Origin of the sequence: Mesorhizobium robiniae (assembly GCF_040545535.1) — a bacterium.
GTDB lineage: Bacteria > Pseudomonadota > Alphaproteobacteria > Rhizobiales > Rhizobiaceae > Mesorhizobium > Mesorhizobium robiniae.
Window position 1 is genome coordinate 390212 of the sequence record NZ_JBEPMC010000005.1, and the last position, 16335, is coordinate 406546.

Below are 16335 nucleotides of genomic sequence, written 5' to 3' on the forward strand. Positions count from 1 at the left end.
AGCAGTCGCCGTGAATGTCCTCATCGTCTACGCCCACCCGGAACCCAGATCCTTCAACGGCGCCATGAAGAATCTCGCCGTGGAAGCCTTGACCGGCGCTGGCCATAGCGTGGTCGTCAGCGATCTCTACGCGATGGGATTCAATCCCGTCGCCGGGCCGGGCGACATGTCAGGCGAGCGCAACGATCCGGTTTTCTTCAGCCTGCAACGCGAGCAGACTGCGGCCTACGACGCCGGCGCGCTCTCGGCGGACATCGCAGCCGAGATCGAAAAATTGAAGCAGGCGGATTTCGTCATCTTCCAATTCCCCGTCTGGTGGTTCGGAATGCCTGCGATCCTGAAGGGTTGGGCGGACCGCATCTTCGCACGTGGTTTTGCCTATCTGCCGGGCCGCAAATACGACACCGGTATGTTTAGGGGAAAGCTCGCCATGGTGGCCGCCACCACGGGCACATCGGCCGACACCTATGCGCCCGATGGTATCGACGGTGACATTCTGACCGTGCTGTGGCCGATCCATAACGGCCTGCTGCGCTATTGCGGCTTCGACGTGCTGCCGCCCTTCGTCGCCCATATGCCGGGCCGCGTCGGCGACGATGGTCGCGAGGCCTATCTGGAGACCTACCGCAAGAGGCTCGAAGACATCGACGACACACCGCGGCTGTTCTTCCACCCTGCCGAGGACTACGGCAAGAACGAGCGGTTGAAGCCGGGGGTGCTTGCCCGTTCGGGAGTGCAGCGCAATGTCTGATGCCACCCGCCCACTGGAGGATCTGCTCGTCGTTTCCATCGAGCAGGCGGTCGCCGCTCCGCTTTGTACGGTCCGGCTTGCCGACGCCGGCGCGCGTGTCGTGAAGATCGAGCGCCCGGAAGGCGAAACCGCGCGCCACTATGATTCCGCAGTGGAAGGCATGTCGGCCTATTTCGTCTGGCTCAACCGCGGCAAGGAAAGCGCGGTGCTCGACCTTAAGACTGAGCACGACCTGGCTTTGCTGCACCGCATGGTCTCACGCGCGGATGTTCTCGTGCAGAACCTTGTGCCGGGAGCGATCGACAGGCTCGGTCTTTCCGCTGATGCGATTGCGCAAAAGTTCCCTCGGCTGATCGCCATCAACATCGTCGGCTACGGGCAGGACACGCCATACGCGGCGATGCGCGCCTACGACATGCTCGTGCAGGCCGAAAGCGGCATCTGCGCCGTGACCGGCACGCCGGACACGCCGTGCAAGATCGGAGTCTCGGCCGCCGACATCGCCACCGGAATGAACGCTCATGCAGCGATTCTCGAAGCGCTGTTGGCGCGCGAGAAGACCGGGCGCGGTCGCGTCGTCGAGATCGCGATGTTCGACAGCATGGCCGACTGGATGGCCGTGCCGCTGCTGCATTATGAATATGCAGGGCGCGAAACCGGTCGCTATGGCCTGGCGCACGCCTCGATCTACCCCTACAGGCCCTATGCCTGCCGCGATGGCGCCGTGGTCGTGTCCATTCAGCAGAACAGCGAATGGAAGCGCTTCTGCACCGTCGTGTTGCAAAGACAGGATCTGTTCGCCGACGAACGCTTCGCCACCAACGCCTGGCGGGTGGCCAATCGCACGGCACTCGACGCCGAGATCGAACCGATCTTCGCGGCAATCGACGGCGAAGAGGCCATCCGCCGCCTCAGTGAGGCACAGATCGCCTGGGGCCGTGTGAGCGAGATGCGCGACCTGCCGCACCACAGGGCGTTGCGTCTGACGGAGGTGGCGCTACCGGACGGCAAGCGCATCGCAGTGCCGTTGCCGGCGGGGCGATCTGAGGGATTCACTTCGATCCCCCGCGTTCCCGCTGTCGGCGCCGATACGGCTCGAATCCGGTCCGAATTCGCCGCCTGAAGAGGAACGCCATGAGCCCGGATACCAGCGCCGCGCTGCAGAAATGGGTTGGACGGACCCGCGAGGTCGAGGACATCGTCACCCCGCGCCTGCTGGCCAGCTTCGAAGCCATGCTCGGCCCTCACGCAATGCAGGCCGCCGAGGCCCCGCCCGGCTTGCACTGGTGCCTGGCGCCCGACATCGCCAACGCGCGCGAACTTGGACCCGACGGGCACCCGGCCAAGGGCGGCTTCTTGCCGCCGGTGCCGCTTCCGCGCCGCATGTGGGCGGGCAGCGACGTGCGTTTCATGGCGCCGATCCGCAGTGGGGACACCATCCGCCGTCGCTCGACGTTGACCGCCATCGAGGAGAAGCGGGGTCGCACCGGTCCGCTCATCTTTGTCACGGTCCGGCACCACGTCGCCAACGACGTCGGTCCCGTAATCGAGGAGGACCAGACCCTTGTCTATCGCGCCGCCGAAGCGGCCGCGGCTAGACTCACCTTGCCAGCAGTCCGATTCTGGCCGCATCGCACGAGCGCACGATTGACGTGGATTCGGTGCTGCTTTTTCGTTATTCCGCGCTGACGTTCAATGGGCATCGTATCCACTACGACGCACCCTACGCCACGGCAGTCGAGCATTATCCCGGGCTCGTCATCCATGGCCCGCTCCAGGCGACTCTGCTCATGAACTTCGCCGCCGCCATTGTCGGGCAGTCGCCGCAACGCTTCTCGTTTCGGGGCCTTCGTCCGGCGACCGGACCGCAGCGCCTGCTTCTGAGCGCGACGGCCCCAGGGAATGACGCCATGGAACTGGAAGTGCGATCGGCGGACGGGCATGTGACGCTGAAGGCCACGGCGCAATGGTAGGCTTCGTCACGCCTGTCGCGCCGCTTTTCGTACCGGGTTCGCGACCGGAAAGGTTCGCCAAAGCCGATAGCAGCGGCGCGGACGCCGTCATTCTTGACCTCGAGGAGGCTGCGCCGGGCCGCCTCGGTCTAGCTAGAGGACTGCTGACGAGGAGAAACGCAGATGAGCCCGGAAACCGCCGATTGGCCGACCGCAAGACTTTGCAACTTCATCGTCGAACTCGACTTCGAGCAGATTCCGCAGCGCGTGGTTCATTTCGCGAAAGGGTTGATGATCGACTGGCTCGGTTCGGCGCTCGCCGGCAAGGGCGCGCGCCAGGTCGAGATGATCGACGGCTTTGCCCGTGCGATGGGCCCAGCGGACGGCTCGAGCACCGTTATCCCGACGAGGCGGTGCACAAGCCCCTATTTCGCAGCAATGGTCAATGCCGCGGCCTCCCACGTCGTGGAGCAGGACGACGTTCATAACGGCTCGGTTTTTCACCCGGCAGCAGTGATCTTTCCGGCTGTCCTGGCCGTCGCCGAGGCAGAGAAGAAGACCGGGCGCGAGATGCTGACGGCCTGCATCGCCGGCTATGAGGCCGGCATCCGCGTTGGAGAATTCCTGGGGCGCTCCCATTACGAGACCTTCCACACAACGGGCACGGTTGGCACTGTCGCCGCGGCCGCGGCCGTCGGCAAGCTGATCGGCCTGGACGCATCCGGCCTCAACCATGCACTCGGCTCCGCCGGCACGCAGGCAGCAGGGCTGTGGGAGTTCCTGCGTGATGCCGCAGATTCCAAGCAGCTTCATACCGCGCGAGCCGCCGCCAACGGCCTGTTCGCTGCCTATCTTGCACGCGATGGCTTCCGGGGTGCGGCGCAGATCCTCGAAGGCAAGAAAGGCATGGCGGCTGGCATGTCCAGCGACGCCGATCCCGCCCGGCTAACGGACGGCCTCGGCACCCGTTGGGCAACCGAGGAGACGTCCTTCAAATGGCACGCCTCCTGCCGACACACCCATCCCGCCGCCGACGCGCTCCAGTCTCTCATGCGCCGCGAAGGGCTCGGCCCGGACGACATCCTGGATGTAGTGACCCATGTCCACCAGGGAGCCATCGACGTATTGGGCGCCGTGGACATTCCGCAAACCGTCCATCAGGCGAAGTTTTCCATGGGCACGGTGCTGGGCCTGATTGCCGTGCATGACGTCGCCGACCTCGACGCGTTCGAACACCACGCACTGGCCGACGCGCGCGTCTCCCGTTTCCGCTCGAAAGTGCGCATGGCCTTCGACACCGAGGTCGATAGCCTTTATCCGAAGCAATGGGTCGGCAAGATAAGCGTCACGACCATTGACGGGCGTAAGCTGGCGGCTCGCGTCGACGAGCCCAAGGGCGACCCCGGCAACACGCTTGCCAGGCAGGAATTGGAAGCCAAGGCCATTCGCCTCGCCGAATTTCGAGGCGGCGCTGCGGCTGACGGGATGCGCCGTTGCATTGCCCGCATCTGGAACCTCGATCAGGCTGGCAGCGTGGTGGGTATATTTGCAGAGCTTTAGTTCGCTCTTGGCCGGCACATGGCGCGGTGAGGCGCCGGTGCGAATCTTGGTCTTGATCTTCTTTCCGAGGTTGGCGTTGGGTGTCAGGCCGCCTCGATGGCTCAACGTTCGCCGCGTTTGCCGTCAAAGGCAAAATTTCAAAACAAGATCAAATCGCTTAATGGGAAAAAGGGGTGGTACCGTTGGCTGGGATCGCGTTCTAACATAAGCAATTGTTTTGATTTGATTTTTACCGCATTAACCGCATATTTGTATTACAATAGGTATCACAATACGTAGCACAAATTCATTTCGGCTTCGTGGGCGCAACCAGAGATACGCGGTCGAAGCCGCCGCTATATAGTGACGCGACATCCTGCTTCTTTCGGCGGCGCTGAAGTAAACACCCTGCTGTCCAGAAACGGAGATGGTGGGCCCGGAGGGGCTACGAGGGCGCGCGTGCCGTCGACTGCATCAAGGCCGTGAACGACTGATACCGCGGCATAGGATCTCCCCGCGCTGGGGCGGACCGCGGACGGCCGCTGTTCGCTGCTCGAAGCAAGCCTTCGACGTTTGCGGGATATTACCCATGCTCGTAACGGGTCTGCCATAGACTTTCGCATCGCCTGACCGGTGCTTCCGTCCGATGGTGGCGCAGGTCGAGGCGGCGCAACTTCGTCCGCAGACGCCAGGTGGCGGTCCATGGAGGCGCATGCCAAATCCACGGGCGCCAGCGGCGGAGGTGGCCGATACGGCCGTGGGTAAGGCGATCAACAGGAGATAAACATGAGCCTAGCAGAGCAACAGGCGAAAAGCACGAGCTTGGACAACACCCCACACCCCTCGGTCAAGCACTGCACTGACACGGTGAACGCGAGGTACACTCACGGTAGGCCGGATCACGAGTTGGTTCCGTCGCGCTACGTGCTGAAGGTCGGCACGATTGAAGTGACGGTGGTCAGCGATGGGGTGCTGTCGTTGCCAGGCGCTATGCTAGGCCACAATGCCGACCCGGCCGTCCGGGAGGCCTGGCTGGAGGACAAGTTTCTGCCGCCGGACGTGCTCGAATGGGCGCTGAATGTGGTCGTGGTGCGTAGCGGCGGCCGGACGATACTCGTCGACGCTGGGATAGGGGCGGAGTTCCCGGACTTGAAGCGGGCCGGGCAGTTGGTCGGGCGACTGGACGACGCCGGCATCGATCTCTCATCCGTGACCGACGTGGTGCTGACCCACCTGCACATGGACCATATTGGCGGGCTGCTCGTCGACGGGGTGAAGGAAGTGCTGCGTCCCGATCTGCGAATCCACGTGGCGGCCGCCGAGATCAAGTTCTGGGAGGCGCCGGATTTCTCCCACGTCTCCATGCCGCCGGGCTTCCCGGACGCGCTTCGGGTGTCGGCCAAGCGGTTTCTCAAGGAGTACCGCAACCAGCTGCGACCGTTCGAGGACGAGCACGAGGTGGCGCCGGGAGTGCGCGTCCAACGCACCGGCGGCCACACTCCCGGGCATAGCGTGGTCCGCCTGGCGTCCGGCGGCGACCGGCTGACGTTCGCCGGCGACGCCGTGTTCCAAGTCGGGTTCGAGCACCCCGACTGGTACAACGGCTTCGAGCACGACCCCGAGGAAGCGGCCCGCGTCCGCGTTAGTCTCCTGCGGGAGATGGCGGCGAACCGCGAGTCGCTGTTGGCCACTCACCTGTCATTCCCGTCCGTCTGCCATGTGGCGGTCGACGGCGACGTCTTTCGTTGGGTACCAGGTCCCTGGGAGTACTGACCGTTTGTTGGGTTAGGTCGCAGTCGAGGACCATCGCGCCATGATCGTCTGTTCGTGCAATGTGTTGAGCGATCAGGATGTCCGCTCCGCCCTCGAGGCGGAGCGGCCGCGCTCGACCAGCCAGGTCTATGGCTGTCTCGGCTGCAGCCCGAAGTGCGGCCGCTGTGCGCGCACCATCCGCCGCATCATTGACGAGGCACTCGGTATCAGAGTGTCCGTCTCGCCGAGGAAGAATCGTGACACAAGTGAACCGCTCATCCGTGGTGAAGGGCGGCCGGCCAGATAGCACCGGCCGATGTCGATACCGGCAATTCGAGACTAGAGGCAACGCGATGAGCGGTGGACCTTCAACCTATGTTCCCAAGACCGGGATCGGACGCTGGTTCGACGCCCGCTTGCCGGTACCGCGCCTGGTGCATGATCAGTTCATCGTCTATCCCGTCCCGCGCAATCTGAACTACGCCTATTCGTTCGGCGGCATTCTGACGATGATGCTGGCGGCGCAGATCGTGACCGGCGTGGTGCTCGCCATGCATTATGCGGCCGACACGGGGCTCGCCTTCAGTTCCGTCGATAAGATCATGCGCGACGTGAATTCCGGTTGGCTGTTGCGGTACCTGCATTCGAACGGCGCGTCGTTCTTCTTCATCGCGGTCTATGTCCATATCTCGCGTGGCCTCTATTACGGCTCCTACAAAGCGCCGCGCGAGTTGCTGTGGGTGCTCGGCTGCACCAACCTCTTATTGATGATGGCGACGGCGTTCATGGGCTATGTGCTGCCCTGGGGGCAGATGAGCTTCTGGGGCGCGACCGTCATTACCGGTTTTTTCAGCGCCATCCCGCTGGTCGGCGACTGGGTGCAGCAATTGCTGCTCGGCGGCTTTGCGGTCGACAATCCGACCCTCAACCGCTTCTTCGCGCTGCATTACCTGCTGCCTTTCATGCTGACTGGCGTCGTCATCCTGCACATCTGGGCGCTTCACGTCGCCGGCCAGACCAATCCGGCAGGCATCGATGTGAAATCGAAAACCGATGTGGTGGATTTCACGCCGCACGCCACCATCAAGGACATATTCGGGGCCGTGGTGTTCCTGCTCGTCTTTGCGTATTTCGTCTTCTACTTACCGAACTATCTCGGGCATCCGGACAACTACACCCCCGCCGACCCGCTGAAGACACCAGCGCATATCGTGCCCGAGTGGTACTTCCTGCCCTTCTACGCGATCCTGCGCGCCGTCACCTTCAACATCGGTCCGATCGACTCGAAGCTTGGCGGAGTGCTCGCTACGTTCGGCGCCATAGCCGTATTGTTCTTCGTGCCCTGGCTCGACACCTCGAAGGTGCGCTCGGCTGTCTACCGGCCTTGGTACAGGCGGTTCTTCTGGCTGTTTGTCGCCAACGCGCTGTTCCTCGGATGGCTGGGATCCAAGCCGGCTGAAGGCTGGTATATCCCCGCCATGCAGGCGTCGACCATCTACTATTTCGCGTTCTTTCTTGTCGTTATGCCGCTGCTGGGGGTAATCGAGACGCCGCGCCGGCTGCCGAACTCGATAACCGAAGCGATCCTGGAGAAAAGCCAAGGATAACATTGAACGATCGCTTGTCCGGATGCTGTGCTCTCGCTCAGAGGCGAGGATTGTGTGAGGATTTTATGGATTCGGATCCGGTCATGAGCTGGTGGAATGCTCCCCATCTCTACATGGTGCTGGTCGGTCTCGCCGGGATAGTCGTTTGGCACGTCATTCCGCGCCGGCTCTCCACCACCAGGCTGATTGTCCAGATAGCATTCTTCCTTACCATGTCGGTCCTGCTTCTTGACCGGGCTGTGATCCCCTACGAGCCGACACGGGGCAACGAGACAACCGCTGGCGCAATCCTCGTCGGTTCGGCCAAGGTACTGTGGTGGGTTCATCTCGCCTGGGCGCTGATCGGGTTTGTCCGCATCTATCTCGTGTTCGAACGAAAGCCGCGTGAGGCGCGCCTTCTGCAGGACCTCGTCGTAGGCATCGTCTATGTGGGAATGCTGCTGTGCATCCTGGCATTCGTCTTTGGCGCGCCGGTCGGGACGCTGATCGCCACCTCGGGAGTCTTTGCCATCATACTCGGACTGGCGCTCCAGAACACGCTGGGCGACGTCTTCTCGGGCATCGCGCTCAACCTCGGTCGTCCTTATGTGCTTGGGGATTGGATCGTTCTCAGCGATGGCACCGAAGGCCGCGTTGTCGAGACCAACTGGCGATCCACCCACCTGCTCACCTTGGCTCACAACGTCGTGGCACTGCCGAACAGCTTTCTGGCAAAGCTCGGGCTGACCAATGTCAGCAGCCCTGAGGAGAGCCATGGGCTGTCCGTCACGATAAGATTGGCTCCGACCAGGATGCCGGCCCTCGTCGCGGACGTCATGAACGCTGCGCTACAAAGCAGCAACATAATATTGAAGGAGCCGCCACCAGTGGTCGCTATTAAAGGTCTGGATGCGACAGCGATTGAGGTCGATCTGTTTTTTCGCGTCGCAAATGTTGGCCAGAGAATTCCAGCGACGAACGAAATCTTCGACCTTGTCTATCGTCATTCCAAGTCCACGGGTTTGCGGCTGGCGACGCCACCCTCCTCTTCAATTCTTATGAGTGACCTGCCGAGCGATACTGCAAATTTCCCGCAAGTCACGCCGATCAAGCTGATAAACGCGATACCAATATTCTCGGCGTTGACCGACAGCGAAAAAGAAGCCCTCGCGACAACGGTTACTGTGCGCACCTATCGCAAGGGCGACATCATAGTGCGTCAGGGAGAGATGCTGCCGTCCCTTATGATTGTTAGGAAGGGCATCATTGTTCGAGAACGGGGCGAGGACGCCCATCCGCAAGAGGTTGGCCACCTCGCTCCCGGCGACTTTTTTGGAGAGACGGGTCTGCTAGCAGGCATCGGCGAGACCTCGACATTGCGCGCATTTAGCCACGTCGTGATCTATGAGATTGACCAGCAAAGCTTCGCGTCCCTGCTGCTCGACCGACCCGAAATGGCCGAAGATGTTGCAGCGGTCCTTGCGGCCAGAATGTCGTCTTCCAACCCGAGCGGCATCGCTGGACAACCGCACACGAACTCGAAATTTGCGCTCCTCAAAGCTATGCGCACCGTTTTTTCACGCCGTTCCGTTCCGGTGCGTTTGAACGCCAGCGGACAGGGCGCACAAGAAGGAATAAAGCCATGACCATCCGACACGCCGGCGTCTTAGACATCGACACAGTCGTTCTGCCGGTGTCCAGTGACCCTGGGAGCGGTTTCAAGGTACGGCGCGTATTGCCCTCCAAGTATGGGCGAATGGTCGGCCCTTTTGTCCTCTTCGACCAGATGGGCCCGGCGGTGTTCAATACGGGCCAGGGCTTTGACGCTGGACCGCATCCCCATATCGGCCTGGCGGCCGTGACCTACCTGATCGACGGGGAGATCGTTCACCGGGACAGTCTCGGTAAGGTGGAGGTTCTCCATCCTGGCGAAGTCAGCTGGATGACGGCCGGTTCAGGGATCGTCCACTCGGAGCGGACGACGCCTGAGGCTAGAGCATACGGGAGCAATTTTTTCGGCATTCAGGCCTGGATCGCGCTTCCTTGCAGGCATGAGGAAGTCGCCGCCGATTTTGCCCATTATAATGAACTGGAGATACCGAGGACGTGTGCCAGAGGCGTCGAGTTCACGTTGATCGCCGGCGCTTCCGACGGTTTGGTCTCGCCGGTCAAAACCTTCTCCGACTTGGTGTTCGCAGAAATCGTGCTCACCAGCGGCGCGCGGTACCAAGTCAAGTCCAGACACCACGAGCGGGCGATCTATGTCGTCGCCGGCGAGGTTGAGATCGTCGGCCAGCCGGGCTCGTTCCGTGAGGCCGAATTGATACTGTTGGAACCCGGCGCCGAGATCGTGCTCAAGGCGCCGGCCTTTCATTCAGCACGACTGATGCTGATGGGAGGAGAGCCCTTTCCCGAACCCCGGCACGTCTACTGGAACTTCGTCTCGTCCTCCGCTGAACGGATCGAGCAGGCCAAGACCGATTGGCGTGAACGCCACTTCCCGGAAGTGCCTGGGGAGCAAGAATTCGCTCCGCTGCCGGAGGATCTGGACCAGGACGCAGGTCGCTCGCCCTGATCTGCCTTTGGTCGGCCGCGTGCGGGTTGGCGGCGGAACGTGCATGCTGGCCGGCGGCCGCACAAAGCGAGCAGGTGGGACGGAAATTCTCCTGTTCGAAGATGTGCGGCGGCAGGCGATGCCGTCTTACCGTTGCATCGAGCGGATCCTTGTCATGGTGGCCTCGTCGAGCAAACCGTCGAACCAGACGTCGAACATGGTTTCGAGCAGGAACTCATCGTCACTGGCTTCGGAGAACAGCGTCAACGACGCATGCAGCTTGCGGGCGTCGGCATCACCGAAGACGGTGTGGGCGCTGAATTTGACCAGCCGCTGCAATGTGCCGACGCATTCGCGATAGCGACCGCCGAGCAGCGGGGAGGAAATATAGGCGTTCGCCTCGTCGAGCGATCTGATCGCGTAAGACTCAAGCGCACCGTCGCTTCCGCTAGAGGCCAGCCTGGGAAACATGAATTCCATGTAGGGCGTGCACATCATTCCCCGACGCAGAATGCCAATGGCATCTTCGTAAACCGGATCTTGTGCGTGGACGAATCTCTGCAGATTGTACTCGTCATTCATTGCGGCTCACCCGATCTTCCCGGAAAGCAACTGCTGCACCGCGATCATCCAGCGACGATGTCGGTATATTGCGGGTTCTTGACGAGGAAGCGTTCCATGAACGGGCATCTCGGGATCGCCTTGCGGCCGGTCTCGCGCAGCAACTCAAAAGTGCCATGCGCCAACTGCGATGCGATCCCCTTTCCGGAGAATTCCGATGGAACCTCCGTATGGATCAGAACGACCCGCTCGTTCTCGAGACGGTAGTAGGCCGCAGCGAGCGCACCGGCTGCAATCGGCAACTCGAAACGATGTTGCTGCGCATTTTCCGTGACCTTTGCGCTCATTTGAGAGTCCTCGATCTTGTGCCGCGTCTGTATCGGCGGTTGCGGGCATGAATGACTGGGCGCTGTGGGCCGTGCCCTATTGACTTGCAATTAATCCTGCCGGGCCTCGATGGCGGGTAGCCGCAATATCACTGTCGTGCCCGACCCGAAGGCGCTTTCGATATCGATGCGCCCGCCGTAGTGCTCGGCAAAATGCTTCACCATCGGCAGGCCGACACCGCCGAGCCCGGTGCCCTTGGTGGTGAAAAAGAGATCGAAGGCGCGGAGCAGGGTCTCGCGCGTCATCCCGATGCCGCTGTCTTCGACCCGGAGCTCGACCACGGTTTCAGGATTTTGAACGACGGCGGCCGCGCTTATCGAGATCAACCCACCATTTGGCATAGCATCGCGCGCGTTGAACACGAGATTCAAGATCGCAGTCTGTAAACCCAGAGGATCACACATCGCAGCGGGTAGATCTCGCTCAACGTGAACCTCAAGACGGATGTTCGCCTCCGATGTGCTTTGGACGAGTTTTACGACCTCGGCCAGACAGGCGCTTACGCTTGCCCGTTCAGGCATCCGGTGACTAGTTGCGGCCCGGCCTACAGTTTCCCGGACGAGCGCGCCGGCTCGCTGCAAGGCAGTCCTGGCGCTGGCGATTGCGGGCTCGAGCGCCGGAGCCGTCGAGACGCTCGGGTCGCGGGCGACCCGATTCAGCGCGGATGATGCGACCTGAATGAGATTGCCAAGATCATGAACAACGCCGGCGGTCGACTGCCCTATGGACAGGCCGAACTGAAACCCATCGGTGGTCCGGTCAAAGGCATGATTGCCGGTCGTGCCTGATCTTGTTTCCGCGCCTGACATTTTCACGCCCTTTTTGTTGAGTCGACAATTGGCGACTTGGTCGTGCAAAAACGCTATATAGAGGAGTATCTGCGGGTCGACTGGATCAAGGACGAGGTGGGGCCATACGGCGGTATATGTCTTGTTGCGATTGCGCCGGATTTCTCGTTTGCCGAAGCGGCTTCGATCTACCGACGCGATCCGGCTCCGCCGACTGCCGGCTGCGGCCAGTCCCGGGTTCAATCGGCCCTAGACTTTAGGATCGCCTGACCGAGCCGTCCGTCGAATATTTTCGCGCGCCATGTGGGCGCATTCTCCTGGGCATCGAACGACCGCCGCACAGGAGAAGAGACGTGCAGAAGATCATCAGAGCGCTGGCCCTTGTTTATGCATGCTGCGTGTCGGACAGCGCGACGGCGCAGCCCGCGGATCATCAGGTCAAGCCGACGATCGTGCTGGTGCACGGGGCCTTTGCGGAATCGTCAAGTTGGAACGGCGTCATCGCCGAGCTCGAGAGAGACGGTTTCCGGACCATCGCCGCGGCCAATCCACTTCGCGGCGTTGCAAGCGACGCGGCGGCGGTATCGGCTCTGATCGGATCGATCCACGGACCGGTCGTCCTGGTAGGCCATTCTTATGGCGGCCCGGTCATTACCGAGGCAGCCAACGGAAAAGGCAATGTGAAAGCGTTGGTCTATGTGGCCGGGTTCGCGCCGGACAAAGGCGAGTCCAGTCTAACACTTTCAGGACAGTTCCCGGGCAGCACACTTGGCGAGGCGCTTCTGACAGTGACGCGGCCAGATGGAGGACAGGACCTCTACATCCAGCCGGAAAAGTTTCACGAGCAATTCGCGGCCGACGTACCGGCAGCGCAGGCCAGCCTGATGGCGGCGACACAACGCCCCGTGGCTGACGCAGCTCTGGCCGAGCCCTCCGGCGCCGCCGCCTGGAGGATAATTCCGTCCTTTTCGATCTACGGCTCGGCTGATCGAAACATCCCGCCGGCTGTCATGAAGTTCATGGCCGAGCGCGCGGATTCGGTGAAGACCATCGTCGTCGAGGGCGCTTCGCACGCCTTGATGGTTTCGCACCCGGCGGAGGTAACCTCGCTGATCGAGGAAGCAGCATCGGCAGAGTGACGAACCGACCGCCTCGCGCCGGCTGCGTTCGACAAATGCAAGCCTCAGGAGACATCTACATGAAAATCGTGGTCATTGGCGGCACTCGGTACATCCAGTTGGCGACCGTCGAGAGGCTGCGTCAACAGGGGCACGACGTCGTGGCGGCGTCGCCGAAATGTCGTGCCCTCACAACAGCGGCACCTCGTGATCCCGGCCACTCGGGCAGACCTCTTCGGGAATTCCTCGAGAACACCGCCTCCATCCTGCGCCACCTTTGGCACGGCCGACATCTTCGGCTCGGGCCACTGCGGCAGCGCCTCGGAGGTCATGGGGCCCGGGGTCAAGCGAAGGGACGCTGCGAAGACAGTATCGCCTGAGCCTGCCTCGTTTGGCGAGCGAGCCGCCGAGGCGCCTCTCTCATTGAGGGATGCAGGACCGGTAGGGTGAGGAGACGCCGGCATTATCGCAATCAGATCTTTTCGAAGTCAGAACAGGAGAATGACATGAAAATCGTAATCATCGGCGGTACCGGACTTATCGGCTCCAAGACCGTCGCAAGGCTGAGCGCGAAGGGCCACGACGTATTGGCTGCATCGCCTAGTGGCGGCGTCAATACCTTCACCGGTGAAGGGTTGGAGAAGGCTCTTGCCGGGGCGGCGGTCGTCATCGATCTCGCCAATTCACCGTCGTTCGAGGACAAGGCCGTTCTCGAGTTCTTCGAAACAGCCGGAAAGAACCTGCTCGCGGCGGAGAAAGCCGCCGGCGTGAAACATCACATTGCGCTCTCGATAGTCGGGGCAGAGCGCCTGCCCCGCAGCGGCTACCTGCGCGCCAAGATGGCTCAGGAGAAGCTGATCAGGGAGTCGGGAATTCCCTACACGATCGTTCACTCGACGCAGTTCTTCGAGTTCCTTGGCGGCATAGCGCAGTCGGCAACCGTTGGCGACACGGTCACGGTATCGTCAGCCTATTTCCAGCCCATCGCCTCCGACGACGTCGCAGATGTGATGGCTGACGTGGCGCTCTCCCAGCCGATCAACGGCGTGATGGAGATCGGCGGCCCCGAGCCCTTCCGCATGAACGAACTGGTCGCGCGTTTTCTGCAACTCGCCAGCGATCCCAAGAAGGTGATCGGTGATCCTCATGCTCTCTATTTCGGAACCGAGCTAGACGACCGCTCGCTTGTCCCGGGCGCGGGCGCCCGTCTCGGTTCGACGTCGTTCGAAAACTGGTTCGACCACGCCCCGCCTCGGCGAAGCGGTGTTGCGGCGTAACGGCATCGTCTGAAGAGAACTCGCAGGGAAACGAACGATGGACCACAAGCTGACCTTTGCGCCTCAGGCAAGTCGCCGAGCCGTGCTCCTCGGAGCGGCTGCCGCCGGCATTGCAACCGGCCTGCCCAAATACGCGCTCGCGCAAGGGGCAGCCGGCGAGGAGTCGAACTCATCCATCTCTCAAGAAGGATCGAAAGATATGAGCACTATCACTACCAAGGACGGCACCGAGATCTATTACAAGGACTGGGGTCCGAAGGACGCCCAACCGATCGTCTTCCATCACGGCTGGCCGCTCAGCGCCGACGACTGGGACGCGCAGATGCTTTTCTTCGTCGGGCACGGATATCGCACCATTGCGCATGACCGGCGCGGGCACGGCCGTTCCGCACAGGTGAGCGACGGTCACGACATGGATCACTACGCCGCCGACGCGTCGGCTGTCGTCGAGCATCTCGGCCTGCGGGACGCGATCCACATCGGCCACTCGACGGGTGGCGGCGAAGCCGCTCGCTATGTCGCCCGCCACGGCAACGGACGCACCGCGAAGCTCGTCCTCATCGGCGCGGTACCGCCAATCATGGTGAAGACGCTGGCCAATCCTGGTGGCATTCCCGTCGAAGTGTTCGACGGGCTGCGCAAGTCGCTCGCCGACAACCGGGCGCAGTTCTACATCGACTTCCCGTCAGGCCCCTTTTACGGTTTCAACCGGGCAGGCGCGAAAGCAATCCCGGGCGTCATCCAGAACTGGTGGCGGCAGGGCATGATGGGCGGCGCCAAGGCCCACTATGACGGCATCAAGGCGTTCTCGGAAACCGATTTCACCGACGACCTCAAGATCATCGACGTGCCGACTCTCGTCATGCACGGCACCGACGACCAGATCGTGCCCATTGCCGATTCCGCGCCGTTATCCGCAAAGCTTCTGAAGAACAGCACGCTCAAGATCCATGAGGGCTTTCCACACGGGATGTGTACCACGCATGCCGATGTGGTGAACGCCGACTTGCTCACCTTCATCAGGTCCTAGGCTCACGCCGTGCCCTTAGGCGAGAGCCCGATCGCCGGCCGTCCTCCCCTCCGGCCGGCGATCACCCCCATTCTCAACAGCAACTGGAGCCAGACAAATGATAAGGACCACACTCTACAGCACCGCTGCGCTCGCGGCGTTCATCGCAACCGCCGCGCTGGCCGACAATACGGCTAACGCTTTCAAGAACGTGACGCTCGTCTATGACCAGCCGCTCCCGAACGTGCCCGGCAAGAGCATGAGAGGCGTACTCGTGAAATATGAGCCGGGCGGCAATTCGCCGGCGCATCTCCACCCAAAGTCAGCCTTCATTTACGCAACCGTCCTTGAAGGGGCGATCAAGAGCAAGGTGAATGACGGACCTGAAGTCACCTATCGCGTCGGCGAAAGCTGGTCAGAGTTCCCCGGTGACCGTCACGCCGTCAGCGCCAACGCCAGCGCGACCGAGCCCGCCCGGCTGCTGGCCGTGTTCGTCGTCGACACCGATGAAACGGAATTGGTGATCCCCCTCGACGAATGAAACGAGCGCCTGCTCGGCGCCGGCTTTTTCGAAGCACACCGGCGCCGATCGGGGAAGCTCAGGAGATATGAGCGATGTTCGTCGAGAGGCTGCACGCATTGACGTCCTTCCGCCTGGCAGTTGTCAGTCGCGATGCAACTGTCCAGGACGCGGCCCTGCCGCTTTCCAGGCCAGGCGTCGGGCTGGTCCTGGTGTGCGACGCGACCGGAAGCCTGGAAGGCGTCATTAGCAAATCCGACCTCATCCGCCATCTCAGCAGCCCGACCCATGCGTCTCCGCCCGCATCGGCGTTGATGAGCAAGTCCGTCATCACATGTGGACCGAAGGATGATGTTCGTGACGTTTGGCAGACCATGGCCGCGAGGAGCCTGCAGAATGTTCCAGTCATCAATGAGGCCGCCAAGCCTCTCGGCATCCTGGACATCCGCGACGCGATGAAGGTGCTGTTCGAGGAGGAAGAGCTGCAGGAGCGAATGCTGTTCAACTACGTCAGCGGAGTTGGCTATCGCTAGCCGGCCGC

General features: G+C 61.9%; 18 protein-coding genes and 2 pseudogenes. 17 read left to right on the forward strand and 3 right to left on the reverse strand.

Going from position 1 to position 16335, the window contains the following annotated elements; genetic code table 11:
- Positions 1-10: 10 nt before the first annotated feature.
- From ABID19_RS16685 to ABID19_RS16735, 10 genes and pseudogenes are all read left to right on the forward strand, one after another.
- Positions 11-751 (forward strand): NAD(P)H-dependent oxidoreductase, encoded by a 741-nt coding sequence (locus ABID19_RS16685; RefSeq protein ID WP_354492085.1) that lies wholly within the window; start codon positions 11-13, stop codon positions 749-751.
- Positions 744-1874, forward strand: a complete 1131-nt coding sequence (locus ABID19_RS16690; RefSeq protein WP_354492086.1) for a CaiB/BaiF CoA transferase family protein — start codon at positions 744-746, stop codon at positions 1872-1874. The genes ABID19_RS16685 and ABID19_RS16690 overlap by 8 nt, the downstream gene beginning before the upstream one ends.
- 11 nt (positions 1875-1885) lie before the next feature.
- Positions 1886-2440 carry an FAS1-like dehydratase domain-containing protein gene (locus ABID19_RS16695; RefSeq protein ID WP_354492087.1) on the forward strand — a complete coding sequence of 185 codons (555 nt, stop codon included), beginning with the start codon at positions 1886-1888 and terminating at the stop codon, positions 2438-2440.
- Complete coding sequence (locus ABID19_RS16700) at positions 2413-2724, forward strand: HTD2 family dehydratase (RefSeq protein ID WP_354492088.1); 312 nt, start codon at positions 2413-2415, stop codon at positions 2722-2724. Before ABID19_RS16695 ends, ABID19_RS16700 begins: the two co-directional genes overlap by 28 nt.
- Positions 2725-2886: 162 nt before the next feature.
- A complete protein-coding gene (locus ABID19_RS16710; RefSeq protein WP_354492089.1) occupies positions 2887-4263 on the forward strand; it encodes an MmgE/PrpD family protein in 1377 nt (458 codons plus the stop codon).
- Positions 4264-5028: 765 nt separating this feature from the next.
- Entirely contained in the window at positions 5029-6015 is a 987-nt protein-coding gene (locus ABID19_RS16715; protein ID WP_354492090.1) for an MBL fold metallo-hydrolase, read from the forward strand.
- Positions 6016-6055: 40 nt separating this feature from the next.
- Positions 6056-6220: pseudogene (locus ABID19_RS16720) on the forward strand ((2Fe-2S)-binding protein); the annotation flags it as partial.
- A gap of 127 nt (positions 6221-6347) precedes the next feature.
- Positions 6348-7601 carry a cytochrome b gene (locus ABID19_RS16725; RefSeq protein WP_354492091.1) on the forward strand — a complete coding sequence of 418 codons (1254 nt, stop codon included), beginning with the start codon at positions 6348-6350 and terminating at the stop codon, positions 7599-7601.
- A gap of 83 nt (positions 7602-7684) precedes the next feature.
- The gene (locus ABID19_RS16730; RefSeq protein ID WP_354492092.1) at positions 7685-9226 is read left to right on the forward strand and encodes a mechanosensitive ion channel family protein; all 1542 of its coding nucleotides are present in this window, start codon (positions 7685-7687) and stop codon (positions 9224-9226) included.
- On the forward strand, positions 9223-10155 hold the full coding sequence (locus ABID19_RS16735) for a pirin family protein (RefSeq protein ID WP_354492093.1): 933 nt from the start codon (positions 9223-9225) through the stop codon (positions 10153-10155). Before ABID19_RS16730 ends, ABID19_RS16735 begins: the two co-directional genes overlap by 4 nt.
- A gap of 126 nt (positions 10156-10281) precedes the next feature.
- Here ABID19_RS16735 and ABID19_RS16740 read toward each other — a convergent pair whose 3' ends face one another.
- The 3 genes from ABID19_RS16740 to ABID19_RS16750 all read right to left on the reverse strand — a co-directional run bounded on the left by ABID19_RS16740 (position 10282) and on the right by ABID19_RS16750 (position 11891).
- Positions 10282-10716 (reverse strand): DUF1810 domain-containing protein, encoded by a 435-nt coding sequence (locus tag ABID19_RS16740; protein ID WP_354492094.1) that lies wholly within the window; start codon positions 10714-10716, stop codon positions 10282-10284.
- A gap of 44 nt (positions 10717-10760) precedes the next feature.
- Positions 10761-11042, reverse strand: coding sequence for a GNAT family N-acetyltransferase (locus tag ABID19_RS16745; RefSeq protein WP_354492095.1), 282 nt, complete (start codon positions 11040-11042; stop codon positions 10761-10763).
- Between the two features lie 90 nt (positions 11043-11132).
- Positions 11133-11891 (reverse strand): sensor histidine kinase, encoded by a 759-nt coding sequence (locus ABID19_RS16750; protein WP_354492096.1) that lies wholly within the window; start codon positions 11889-11891, stop codon positions 11133-11135.
- Positions 11892-11933: 42 nt separating this feature from the next.
- On the opposite strand from ABID19_RS16750, the gene ABID19_RS16755 reads away from it, so the two are divergent.
- From ABID19_RS16755 to ABID19_RS16785, 7 genes and pseudogenes are all read left to right on the forward strand, one after another.
- Positions 11934-12140 (forward strand): hypothetical protein, encoded by a 207-nt coding sequence (locus ABID19_RS16755; protein WP_354492097.1) that lies wholly within the window; start codon positions 11934-11936, stop codon positions 12138-12140.
- 83 nt (positions 12141-12223) lie between these two features.
- The gene (locus ABID19_RS16760) at positions 12224-13009 is read left to right on the forward strand and encodes an alpha/beta fold hydrolase (RefSeq protein ID WP_354492098.1); all 786 of its coding nucleotides are present in this window, start codon (positions 12224-12226) and stop codon (positions 13007-13009) included.
- A 59-nt stretch (positions 13010-13068) separates the two neighbouring features.
- Positions 13069-13164: pseudogene (locus tag ABID19_RS16765) on the forward strand (NmrA family transcriptional regulator); the annotation flags it as partial.
- A 330-nt stretch (positions 13165-13494) separates the two neighbouring features.
- Positions 13495-14265 carry an SDR family oxidoreductase gene (locus ABID19_RS16770; protein WP_354492099.1) on the forward strand — a complete coding sequence of 257 codons (771 nt, stop codon included), beginning with the start codon at positions 13495-13497 and terminating at the stop codon, positions 14263-14265.
- A 199-nt stretch (positions 14266-14464) separates the two neighbouring features.
- The gene (locus ABID19_RS16775) at positions 14465-15295 is read left to right on the forward strand and encodes an alpha/beta fold hydrolase (protein WP_435528733.1); all 831 of its coding nucleotides are present in this window, start codon (positions 14465-14467) and stop codon (positions 15293-15295) included.
- 97 nt (positions 15296-15392) lie between these two features.
- Positions 15393-15815: a cupin domain-containing protein gene (locus ABID19_RS16780; RefSeq protein WP_354492101.1), complete on the forward strand. Its 423-nt coding sequence runs from the start codon at positions 15393-15395 to the stop codon at positions 15813-15815.
- A gap of 74 nt (positions 15816-15889) precedes the next feature.
- Complete coding sequence (locus ABID19_RS16785) at positions 15890-16327, forward strand: CBS domain-containing protein (RefSeq protein WP_354492102.1); 438 nt, start codon at positions 15890-15892, stop codon at positions 16325-16327.
- Positions 16328-16335 lie beyond the last annotated feature (8 nt).

Coding starts and splice junctions, on each gene's coding strand:
- ABID19_RS16775 (WP_435528733.1), top strand. CDS start 14,465: ATGAGCACTATCACTACCAAGGACGGCACCGAGATCTATTACAAGGAC.
- ABID19_RS16710 (WP_354492089.1), top strand. CDS start 2,887: ATGAGCCCGGAAACCGCCGATTGGCCGACCGCAAGACTTTGCAACTTC.
- ABID19_RS16785 (WP_354492102.1), top strand. CDS start 15,890: ATGTTCGTCGAGAGGCTGCACGCATTGACGTCCTTCCGCCTGGCAGTT.
- ABID19_RS16780 (WP_354492101.1), top strand. CDS start 15,393: ATGATAAGGACCACACTCTACAGCACCGCTGCGCTCGCGGCGTTCATC.
- ABID19_RS16725 (WP_354492091.1), top strand. CDS start 6,348: ATGAGCGGTGGACCTTCAACCTATGTTCCCAAGACCGGGATCGGACGC.
- ABID19_RS16770 (WP_354492099.1), top strand. CDS start 13,495: ATGAAAATCGTAATCATCGGCGGTACCGGACTTATCGGCTCCAAGACC.
- ABID19_RS16695 (WP_354492087.1), top strand. CDS start 1,886: ATGAGCCCGGATACCAGCGCCGCGCTGCAGAAATGGGTTGGACGGACC.
- ABID19_RS16715 (WP_354492090.1), top strand. CDS start 5,029: ATGAGCCTAGCAGAGCAACAGGCGAAAAGCACGAGCTTGGACAACACC.
- ABID19_RS16730 (WP_354492092.1), top strand. CDS start 7,685: ATGAGCTGGTGGAATGCTCCCCATCTCTACATGGTGCTGGTCGGTCTC.
- ABID19_RS16690 (WP_354492086.1), top strand. CDS start 744: ATGTCTGATGCCACCCGCCCACTGGAGGATCTGCTCGTCGTTTCCATC.
- ABID19_RS16750 (WP_354492096.1), bottom strand. CDS start 11,891: ATGTCAGGCGCGGAAACAAGATCAGGCACGACCGGCAATCATGCCTTT.
- ABID19_RS16740 (WP_354492094.1), bottom strand. CDS start 10,716: ATGAATGACGAGTACAATCTGCAGAGATTCGTCCACGCACAAGATCCG.
- ABID19_RS16745 (WP_354492095.1), bottom strand. CDS start 11,042: ATGAGCGCAAAGGTCACGGAAAATGCGCAGCAACATCGTTTCGAGTTG.
- ABID19_RS16735 (WP_354492093.1), top strand. CDS start 9,223: ATGACCATCCGACACGCCGGCGTCTTAGACATCGACACAGTCGTTCTG.